Annotated in this window: 6 protein-coding genes; 4 read left to right on the top strand and 2 right to left on the bottom strand. The window is 55.4% G+C overall.

The features are described from left to right. Nucleotides 1-777 precede the first annotated feature (777 nt). From HMPREF1556_RS05050 to HMPREF1556_RS05035, 4 genes are all read left to right on the top strand, one after another. Nucleotides 778-2,937 (top strand): peptidylprolyl isomerase, encoded by a 2,160-nt coding sequence (locus HMPREF1556_RS05050; protein ID WP_021667245.1) that lies wholly within the window; start codon nt 778-780, stop codon nt 2,935-2,937. A gap of 139 nt (nt 2,938-3,076) precedes the next feature. Continuing rightward, on the top strand, nt 3,077-4,123 hold the full coding sequence (gene rlmN, locus HMPREF1556_RS05045) for a 23S rRNA (adenine(2503)-C(2))-methyltransferase RlmN (RefSeq protein WP_021667244.1): 1,047 nt from the start codon (nt 3,077-3,079) through the stop codon (nt 4,121-4,123). Nucleotides 4,124-4,135: 12 nt separating this feature from the next. Then, nucleotides 4,136-5,251: a DNA replication/repair protein RecF gene (locus HMPREF1556_RS05040; protein WP_021667243.1), complete on the top strand. Its 1,116-nt coding sequence runs from the start codon at nt 4,136-4,138 to the stop codon at nt 5,249-5,251. Then, nucleotides 5,248-5,541 (top strand): DUF721 domain-containing protein, encoded by a 294-nt coding sequence (locus HMPREF1556_RS05035; protein ID WP_021667242.1) that lies wholly within the window; start codon nt 5,248-5,250, stop codon nt 5,539-5,541. The genes HMPREF1556_RS05040 and HMPREF1556_RS05035 overlap by 4 nt, the downstream gene beginning before the upstream one ends. A 287-nt stretch (nt 5,542-5,828) precedes the next feature. Here HMPREF1556_RS05035 and HMPREF1556_RS05030 read toward each other — a convergent pair whose 3' ends face one another. Continuing rightward, nucleotides 5,829-7,271 (bottom strand): RagB/SusD family nutrient uptake outer membrane protein, encoded by a 1,443-nt coding sequence (locus HMPREF1556_RS05030; protein ID WP_021667241.1) that lies wholly within the window; start codon nt 7,269-7,271, stop codon nt 5,829-5,831. 22 nt (nt 7,272-7,293) lie between these two features. Continuing rightward, the gene (locus HMPREF1556_RS05025; RefSeq protein WP_021667240.1) at nt 7,294-10,404 is read right to left on the bottom strand and encodes a SusC/RagA family TonB-linked outer membrane protein; all 3,111 of its coding nucleotides are present in this window, start codon (nt 10,402-10,404) and stop codon (nt 7,294-7,296) included. Between the last annotated feature and the right edge of the window lie 475 nt (nt 10,405-10,879).

Genomic DNA, 10,879 nt, shown 5'->3' with positions numbered 1-10,879 from the left:
AACATCACCGACGCTGACTTCGAAGAGGTCAAGTAGTTCCCCTCACTTAATAGAAGGTGGGCTAGCACATCAGGTGCTAGCCCACCTTTTTGTTTCCCTACGGACAGCTCTTCCTCCCGTCCTCGATCCCCCACTTTTATCCTCCTTCTGAGTCCTCGAAAAAGGACATTCATCCTCGTAGCTTTTTCGCCTGATTTTCCCGACCGAAACGAAGGGTCGCCTTCGCCCTTCAGCAAGGGGTATTTCCATGGTGGAAAGGGGGGCTGTTTCGGTCTCTTGGGAGGGCATCCTCAGAGGGAGCAAAAAAGGACCTACGGTAGGTCGCTGAAAAAACCTACTGTAGGTCGTGATGACGATCCACTGTGGGTCGCAAAGGCGACCTACCGTAGGTCCCATTTTGGGGGTGCGGGAGCGGGTCTCCTTCTAGGGCTCTTCTTCCCGATGGCTATACCATAATAATAGGGGGATGATCCGCCTGCTTCCTTTTAGTGGTAGGGATGAGGGGGAGAGGGGATATTGAGTAGGGGAGCGAAGGGACTTCTCTTCGTCCTGGGCGGAGAGGGGGAGGAGTACGTCCCTCCCCTCTGTCGGGAGGGCATCGGATCCTGATCGGCGGGGGCGTCTTGGGGCGATGAAGGGGTAGCTTCTTCGGAGGAGGAGCAGGAGGTCTTAGACGCTCCAGGCACAGCCGTTTGAGTATTCGTCCGAGTGTTTGTATCTTTGTCGCTCAAAGACTTGAAATATAAACACTATTCACCCCATAGGTAAAAACAGACAATGGCAGTATTAGAGAAGATCCGAAGTCATTCGGTCCTGCTGGTCGTCGTCATCGGGATCGCCCTGGCGGGCTTCGTCGTCGGTGACCTCTTCACCAGTGGCCGAACCTTCTGGAGCAAGAGCGAGCGTACAGCCCTCTCTATCGATGACAAAGATGTCTCGATCGAAGAGTATAGCGTACGTCTCAAAGAGCTCGAAGACCAAGCTCAGGCTCAGGGTCAGCAGCTCTCCGACGAACAACGCATGCAGCTGAACAATCAATTGGCTCAGGAGTACATCTCTGAGTATGCGCTCACCGAGGTGACCTCTCGCGTCGGTCTTGGCGTCTCAGACGAAGAGCTCTACGCCCTCCTCGTAGGGAAGGGGATCGCTCCCTCGCCACTGGCTTCGCAGTTCTTCGGGACGACGGACGAACAGCAGATCAACGATCTGATCAAGCGTCTCTCCGATAAGCAGATCCAGGCTGCCCCTGCCGAACAGCGTGCTCAGCTCCTCCAGGCTAAGAGCCAGTTCGAGCAACTCCAGAAGCAGATCAAGTCTCAGCGTCTGCAGCAGAAGCTCACGACCCTCCTCTCACGTACCTACAAGATCAACGACGTAGACCGTGAGCTCGCCCTCGGCAAGGAGAGCCGTAGCATCGCTCTGGTGCGTACCTCCGCTGCTATGATCACCGACGAAGCCGCTAAGCCTAGCGACAGCGAAGTGAAGAAGTACTACGACGAACATCAGGACTTCTACAAGATGCAGTATCCGCTGACCGAAGTCAGCTACATCAGCCTGCAGGTCGTGCCCTCACAGGCAGACTACAAGGTCGCGCTTGATGAGAAGAACAAGGCTGTCGCTGAGCTTCGCACGGCTACTGCCTCCAACATCGAAGAGGTACTCCGTGGCTACACGACCTCGAGCAAGTTCTTCTCTAAGACCTTCCTCACCGGTGCCGAACTCGACGAACTTGGCCTAGGTGCCGAGCAGGTCGCCTTCATCAAGGGATCCGAAGCTGGTGCAGTCAACGATCCTCAGCTCGTGAGTGATCGCTACGATGTCGTCAAGCTCGTCGGCAAGAAGATGGCTACCTCTGGTGTCTCTGTCCGTATGATCGTACTGAGCGACAGCGTCAAGGGTCAGGCCGATAGCATCATGGCTCAGCTCAACTCTGGAGCAAGCTTCGCCGAGCTGGCCAAGAAGCACAGCCTCGACCAGAGCACCGCTGCTAGCGGTGGTCTCATCCAGCTGCCTAACCGCTATGGTATGGTCGATAGCACCTTCTCCGAATCTAAGCTGATCCAGATCGCTCAGGGTTCTGGTCTCAACCTCGATACCCTGTACAAGGTCCCCGTCGGCACGGTAGTTCGTCTGGGACGTGCTCCTATCTCTGTGCTCGTCCGTGCTGAGAATCCTCAGCCCGCTGTAGAGTCCTATCAGGTAGCCTTCGTCTCTATCCCTGCGACCTTCTCTCCTGAGACGTACAATGAGAAGTATGCTGCGATGAACCGCATCCTCGGCGGTGGCGGTGGCTTCGAAGCTATGGCTAAGAAGGCTGAGAAGGAAGGCTTCAGCGTCGCTCGCAATATCCCCATCTCCACGCAGTCTCCTGCCCTCGGTCAGATACCTAGCTCTCGCCAGGTCATCAGCTGGGCTCTCAATGCTAAGGAGGGCGAAGTCGGGCAGAAGCTCTACACCTGTGGTACTGACTACCTTGTCATCCCCACAGTCGTCAAGCACACGCCTGCAGGCATAGCTCCTCTCTCCGCTGTCCGTGAAGAGATCGTCGCTTACCTCTCGGGTAAGAAGAAGGCAGAGACGCTGGCTAAGAACCTCGAAGCTAAGCACCTCGCTTCGCTTGATGCTTATGCTACGGAGCTCCAGACGAAGGTCGACACCCTCGTGGATGTCAGCTATATCGTCCGTGGTAGCGAGCCAGCTACCTTCAACGGCGTAGCGATGACTACCCCCATGGGTAAGCTCTCTAAGCCCTTCGCTGCCAACAACGCTGAGGTCATGGTACTACAGCCAGTAGCTGCTACGCCTAATGATCCAGCTGCTGTCAGTGCACAGATCAAGCAGCAGGAACTTGGCCTAGCTCGTCAGTACAGCTACCGAGTCTTCGCTAACTTCATCCAGAATCTCAAGATCAAGGACAACCGCGGTCGCTTCTACTAGTAAGCACCTTGATCCCTCTCTTCGGAGGACGACGCTAGAGGGGACAACCCTTTGCCTCCGAATCTAGTTATACCTAAGGCTGTCTGTAGGGAATATGTCCTACGGGCAGCCTTAGCATTACACGATTTATCCAGATAGAATGCCTACAGGCAAGCAAATACTCCTAGGCCGTACCTTAGAGGAGCTGACTGACCTAGTTACCTCCCTGGGGATGCCCCGCTTCACGGGGAAGCAGATCGCACAGTGGCTCTACGACAAGCGTGTCACCTCCATCGACGAGATGACCAATCTCTCCAAGGCCAATCGAGCGCTCCTCTCCGAGCAGTACACCGTAGGGCGTACGGCTCCCGTCATGAGTCAGCTCTCCCAGGATGGTACACGCAAGTACCTCTTCCAGGTCGCTACGGGCGGACTCATCGAAGCTGTCTTCATCCCAGACAAGGATCGGGCGACGCTCTGCATCTCTTCGCAGGTGGGCTGTAAGATGGACTGCCTCTTCTGTATGACGGGCAAGCAGGGCTTCAAGGGGAATCTCTCCACGGGTGAGATCATCAATCAGGTGCTCTCCGTCGAGGAATCCCTCTCCCTGACGAACATCGTCTATATGGGGATGGGCGAACCACTAGACAACGCTGTCAATGTGATGAAGAGCATCGAGGTGATGACTGCTTCCTGGGGACTGGCTTGGTCGCCCAAGCGTATCACGCTCTCTACTGTAGGTGTACGACGAGGCCTAGAGCGCTTCCTCTCGGAGACGACCTGCCATCTGGCGGTGAGTCTTCATAACCCCTTCCACGAAGGGCGCCTTGAGCTCATGCCTGCCGAAGGTGGCCTTCCTCTGGTGGATACCCTCCAGATGATCCGTGAGGCAGACTTCACAGGCCAGCGAAGAGTGTCCTTCGAGTACATCGTCTTCGATGGAGTCAATGATAGCGAGGAGCATGCCGTAGAGCTTGCCCGCCTACTGCGTGGTATCCCCTGCCGTATCAACCTTATCCCCTTCCATCAGATCCCTAATGTGCCCTTGAGACCTCTGGCTCGGGATAAGATGGAGCACTTCAAGAATCTCCTCGAAGCACGGGGCTATACCACGACGATACGTACCTCCCGAGGCGAAGATATTTCTGCAGCCTGCGGTATGCTCTCGACCAAGGAGCAGATGGCTCGTAATACCTCGGCCAACTAATATCCCTCACTCGTGATCCTCGACCGACTGCATATCCTCAACTTCAAGAGCATTGCCTCGGCTTCCTGCATCTTCTCGCCCAAGGTGAACTGCTTCATCGGCCTGAATGGTATGGGGAAGACGAATATGCTCGATGCCCTGCATTACCTCTCCTTCACGAAGAGCCATCTCTCGATCACCGACAGTCTAGCTGTACGGCAGGGAGAGGAAGCTTCGATCCTAGAGGCGGTCTACAAGAGTGACTTCGGAGACGAGCGTCAGCTACTGCTCCAGATACGGCCGGGGCACCGCAAGATCCTTCGCCGTAATAAGAAGGAATACACCAAGCTCAGCGAGCATATCGGAGCCTTCCCTCTAGTCATCGTCTCCCCTCAGGACTATCAGCTCATCCTCGGAGGTAGCGATGAGCGCCGGCGCTTCGTCGACCGCCAGCTCTCCCAGCAGGATAGTGTCTACATGGCTGCCTTAGCCCAGTATCATCGGATCCTCGAGCAGCGGAATGTCCTCCTCAAGAGCCTGTCGGCTTCGGATCCTGTACTAGAGGTGCTGGACCTTCAGCTGGAGCAGGTAAGTCCTTTGATCTACGAGCGACGCTGTGCCTTCATACGGGACTTTATTCCCCTCTTCCAGCACTTCTATACAGCCATCAGTGGTGGGCGTGACCAAGTACGTCTAGACTACAGCTCTTCGCTGTCGGACGAAGGGGGACATTGCCTCGAAGCGCTACGTACAGCTCGTCAGCGAGACCGCCTCATGGGCTATACGACCCTTGGGCTACACAAGGATGATCTGCAGATGCTCCTCGAGGGTGAACTGATCCGTAAGGTCGGGAGCGAAGGGCAGAATAAGACCTTCCTCATCGCACTGAAGTTCGCCCAGTATGCCCTGCTCTCCAAGACGAACCCTGAGCGCCCCCTTCTGCTCCTGGACGATATCTTTGACAAGCTCGATGCCGAGCGTGTTGAGCGGATCATTAGGCTCGTCGGTGGAAGTGACTTTGGGCAGATCTTCATCACCGATACTAATAGGAAGCACCTCGATGAGATCGTCACGAGCTGGGGCGAAGACTACCGCCTCTTCGAAGTCTCCGAGGGGGAGATACGAGCCATAGATGAGCCTAGATCATGAAGCAGAGTGAGACGGTTAAGCTCGGCGAAGCAATAGCCTCGCTGTGGGATGAGGACCCTGATATGTACGAGCAACTGCTGGTACATCGGATGATGGGCTACCTGCCCGAAGTGCTGGGAAATCTCTATCGTTGGGTAGTAGAGATACGCTTCGACGAAGGAGTGCTTCGCCTGAGAGTCTCGTCGTCGGCTGTGTGCCAAGAGCTCAACCTTCGCCTGAGAGAACTGCGGGAGCAGATCAATAGGCAGCTTCACGCCGAACTGGTGCGTGTGATCCAAGTCTACGTCTAAGAAGGGCGTTTCTCTTACGAACAAATAGAATGGGACTACAGGTCGTGGCTGATGCCTTGCCTGTAGTCCCATTTTCTGTATAGATCTGTGGTGTGCTTCTGGAGGGTGTAGTCCGCCATCCTTATGGGGGATGGAGGGTGCTTCTTCAGATATGCCTATCTGTGGATACTTCTCGAGTAGCAGAATTGATACGCCTCCGAGGGCGGTAGAAAAGGGAAGCCCCTCAATCGTCGAGAGGACGATCGAGGGGCAAAGTTGCGTATTGGTGCCAGTGGATAGGGTGGGCGTTATTTGGCTGCACGTAGTACAAGGTCCTTAGAGATGTTCTTCTCACGCTCGGGTAGATCGATGAGGAGCTGAGCATCGAGGTAATTGAGTTCGTTACCGATGGGGATGTACTCGCTGGTGATGTTCTTCTTGTTGCGGACTAGGTCGAAGAGACGATGTCCTTCGCAGAAGAGCTCGATGCGTCGCTCGCTGAGGATGTCCTCGAGAGTCACGGAGGTAGCAGCCGTGTAGCTAGTGAAGCGCTGGCTACGGAGTGCATTGTAGTAGTCAAGAGCCGTCTTGCCATCAGAAGCAGTAGCACCCTTGAGAAGGGCTTCAGCGGCTATGAGGTAGAGCTCAGAGAGACGGATGACCTTGAAGTTATTCACCCCTGTGGGCGAGCTGGCACCTGCCTGCCCTGGGTACTTGATGGTATAGTAGCCCTTGTTGCCACCATCGGCATTAGCTCGCTCGGTGATACTCTGGGTGCGGATGTCGTCTGCACGGTTAGCTCGGAGCCAAGAGAGGAAGGTCTCCGAGGTACCGAACTCTGCATAGCCACTGGGGTTAGTATAGCTCCCGATGCTATTGAGCCCTGCGTTGTCCTTGTCCGTGGTGAGTACTTCGAAGAGGGACTCTGATGTGCCGGTCTTCGACCAGACAGTGAGGTACTCCTCGGGGGTGTAGAGCTTGTAGCCACTGGAGCTGATCACCTCGCTGGCGTACTTGTAGGCATTCTGCCAATCGCCATTGTAGAGGTATGCACGGGAGAGGAGCCCTGCCGTAGCCCAGTAGTTGAGGTTGCCTGAGTTAGCGATCTTCTCCTTGCTCAGTGTCTCCAGAGCCTTCGTCAGGTCGGAGATGATGAAGTCGTAGGTCTCACGGAGCGTAGAGCGCTGGAACTGATGGCTACGGGGGAATACCTGATTGATGATGGGTATACCAGAGTACTTAGCATCTACATTGACCCCTGAAGAAGGAATGTAGCAGTAGAGGCGGGCAAGCTCTAGGTGGGCAAGTCCTCGGAGTGCATAGAGCTGACCGATGTAGTCCTTAGCACGGGCCTTGTCGGCTTGGGGCGCAGTCTCGGCGATGCTCGGAGCGTACTTGAGGATATTGTTGACACGGCCTGAGACGGTCGAGAATACCTGATAGGCTCCATCTGAGATAGAGGAGTTCTTGTCGGTACGGAAGGTATGGAGGGTGAGCGTCTGATTGTTGCCTGTCGAGATAGCCTTGATGTCTCCTCCCTTAGCATCGGCATAGAGGGCGGTCTCTCCGCTGTATCCAAACTGGTTGTTTAGTGCGGCGTAGACTCCATTGACTGCTAGCTTCAGATCGCTGACGGTCTCGATGGACTGATCCTCGGCACGAGAGGAGGAAGGTACCTGTTCGAGCTGCTTACCGCAAGAGGTAAGGAAGGCAGCAGAGGAGAGGAGGGTATATAATGCGAATCTTTTCATAACGGAATACTGGGATTGAGAGTTAGAAACCAACGTTGAGGCCGAAGCTGATGGTGCGCAGGGCAGGGATGTCTGCAGAGCGGAAGCCGTTGAGGGCTGCTTCGAGCTCTCTATTCTTCGTAGCTGCGTAGAGGAAGGCGAGGTTGTTAGCCGTCAGGGAGAGGCTAGCTGATCCGATACGAAGGCTCTTCGTCAGGCTCTCAGGAAGACGGTAGCTGAGGCTTACTTCCTTGAGACGGATGAAGTCCGAAGAGTGGAGCTGGCGGGTCGATATGCTACCACTACGCAGGGGATTGAGCAGGATAGGCAGGGGATTCGAAGCACCGGTGTTGGTAGGAGTCCAGTAGTTGCCTACGAGTTCCTTGCTGGCGTTGATCGAAGTGGAGCGCTGCCCATCGGCGATAGCAAAGGCATCGAAGTGGTCGTAGATGTAGCCCCCGAACTGATAGCTGATCAGTGCGCTCAGAGTGAAGCCACCGTACGATAGGCTGTTGGTGAGACCACCGTAGATCTTGGGGTAAGCAGACTTAGAGGGGCCACGACCTGCCTCTGCATGGTTGTAGGTGATATTGTCTGGGCTCTCGGGCTTAGAGGGGTCGATGAGGAACTTACCCAGCCCTGAAGCCTGGTCTACACCGACGTAGTGAGGGAGGTAGAAGGTATAGACGTCGCTCCCCTGGCGATAGAGGTAGATACTGTTAGGACCACTGATGATGTCGCCATTGGGCAGAGCCTCGACACGAGAGCGGATCTTCGTGAGGGAGAAGTCGAGATCCCAGCGGAGCTTATTGGAGCGAAGTAGGTCGGAAGCATGGAGCTCGATCTCTACACCACGGTTGGAGATCTCCCCACTATTGTCCTGATAGGTAGTCACGGCGTGGTTGTAGGAGACGGGTACCTGCATCAAGAGGTTAGTCGTGTACTTGTCGAAGTACTCGATACCGAGGGTGAAGCGCTTAGCCAGTGTGAGGTCAAGGCCGACATTGAGGCTTCGGCTCTTCTCCCAGCCTAGATCGAGGTTAGCCAGCTGGCTGAGGTAGATGGCAGACTCAGGTCCGTAGCTACCGCCGAAGGAGTAGAGACCTCTCCAGGAGTACTCTGCATCGGGGAGATTACCATTGGTACCATAGGAGGCACGGAGCTTAGCGTCGGTGATGAACTTATTGTCCTTGAGGAAGGCTTCACGACCGAAGCGCCATGCGCCCGAGACGCTGTAGAAGACCCCGGAGCGATTGTTCTTCCCGAGCTTAGAGGAGATGTCGTTACGAAGGCTCAGACCTGCGTAGTAGAGGCTATTGTAGTTGTAGTTGAGGCGTCCGAGGTAGGAGAGGAGGAAGCTACCGTAGTGGTTGCTTTCGCTGTCGACTACCTGACCGTTGCCAAGCTCCTTGAGCTTGGAGGTAGAGTACTTATTGACAGCGAAGCCGTGGCGGAGCTGCTCGAAGGACTGGGCTTCGATACCAGCGAGTGCGTCGACGTGGTGGCGGTCGAAGTCCTTGTTGAAGTTCAGTACGTTGGAGGTCGTCTTGACGGTAAGTTCATTGTTGAGACGTATACCCTGTCCACCTACACGAGCACCGTCGGAGGTCAAGGGGCTTGTGTACTGAAGGCTCTTGACGAGTGTGTACTCGATGGAGTTAGTCGTCTTGAAGGAGAGGTAGTCGGTGAAGGTGATCTGTGCATTGGCACCAGCTAGACCACGGAGGGTACCCAGCTGATTGAGCACACGATCGGGATCAAGGAGTTCGATCGGATTGTCCCCACGCTTCATCGGTGCAGCAGCGGGATTGTAGCTCCCATCAGCGAGACGAACGGGCTGGTCGGGGCGGGAGACGAGGGCGAGGATCGTGGGGTGGGTGAGGCTGACACTTGCGCTCTGTCGGCTATTGTCACCGATACCCTGCTGGGCGGTATAGGACACCTGACCCTTGAAGGAGAGGTCGAGCCACTTGGTGGCCTTGTTGTCGAGGTTCAGCAGACCCGAGTAGCGGGAGAAGCTTCCGTAGGGAGCGATACTCTTGATGTCGTTGTAGCCGAGGGAGACGAAGTAGCGGAGCTCTTCGGTGCCCGCATTTGCCGAGAAGGAGACGTCGCTGAGTCTACCCGTGCCGAGAAGTTCCTTCCTCCAGTCCGTGCGGGTCTCTCTGCTCCTGACGAAGCTATAGTCGTTCGCTGCTATGTAGCTGTCGGTGACGGTAGCTTCGGCCTGCTTACGTAGGGCGGCACGATTGGCATAGTTAGCACCGGTGGGGAGGATAGCATCCTGCTTGTAGAGGATCTGGTTGATGAAGGCTTCACGCTGGTAGTCGAAGGCTTCGGTGGCGTTCATCACTTCGAAGGAATTGGTAGCCAGCTGGGAGAAGCCCGTGCTTGCCTTGAAGGAGAAGTTGGTCTTGCCCTGCTTACCACGCTTGGTCGTGATGATGACGACGCCGTTAGCAGCACGGGAGCCGTAGAGCGAAGCGGAGGCAGCATCCTTGAGCACAGAAATCGACTCGATGTCCTCAGGGTTGATGGAGGCTAGGATGTTGGACGACAGTCCCGAGATCCCGTAGTCCCCTGCAGTGATGGGCACTCCGTCTACGACGTAGAGAGGCTCCGTCGTCCCGTTGATACTCCCGACACCACGGATCTGAAGGGTCCCAGCAGCACCGGGCTCCCCTGTCTGCGAGGTGACACGTACGCCTGCTACCTTACCAGCGAGGGCCTTGTCGACGGACTCGACCTTAGCGCTGGCGATCGCCGAAGCCTTGACACTGCTCGTAGCGCCGGTGAGTGAGGAGCGTCGCTGTGTACCGTAGGCCGAGACGACTAGAGGGTCGAGCGTCTTCTCGGTGCTCTGCAGGACGACACGTAGCTCACGACCCGTGAGGGCGACGGTCTGCGTAGCGTAGCCGATGTAGGAGATGCGGAGGTGCTTGGCGCCCTCGGACAGGGTGAGGGTGAAGCGTCCCTTAGCGTCGGTGAGTACTCCGCTACGGGGGAACTCAACGCAGAGGACAGATGCGCCATCGATCGGCTCATTGTTCTCCGAGGCCAGGATAAGGCCGGTGACGGAGACCTGCTTCTTCTGAGCCCAAGCTATTCCTACGGAGAGGAATAGAAGCAGGAGGGATAGTAAACTCTTTCTCATTGACTTCTTGTTTATTTCGTTAGTTGTGTGGATGCAAAAAAAGAAGCGCTTCTCTAGGATTCACCATGAGAAGCGCTTCAGAAAGCTCGGGATAGAAATATATCTATCCGTGTATGTCTATACTGAGATCTACAGCCTGATCGCTTCGCCTATGGATACGCCACATGGTGTCGGTGCACATCATTGTGCCGACCCACATTCGCATCATTGTCATAGACGTTTGATTCATACTGTAGCTTGTTGGATTGCTTTGTTGTTTGCTTTGAGGTGTGACTGCTCGTCTCTGAGGCGAGGTTCACGGAGACAAAGGTAGAGAAGAATTTTGAATTACCAAATTTTGTTAAGAAAGTTTTGATTCTTCACACCCGATCTTCCTCCTTCAGATTTGCCCTGCCGAAGGCACCCCTTTGATAGCCCTTTAGGGAGGGCTCTTCAGAAGGGGCAAAAAGGACCCTACGGTAGGTCGTCAAAAAAA

It is taken from the genome of Porphyromonas sp. oral taxon 278 str. W7784 (assembly GCF_000467855.2).
GTDB lineage: Bacteria > Bacteroidota > Bacteroidia > Bacteroidales > Porphyromonadaceae > Porphyromonas.
This window is presented reverse-complemented; position numbering and strand designations above follow the sequence as displayed.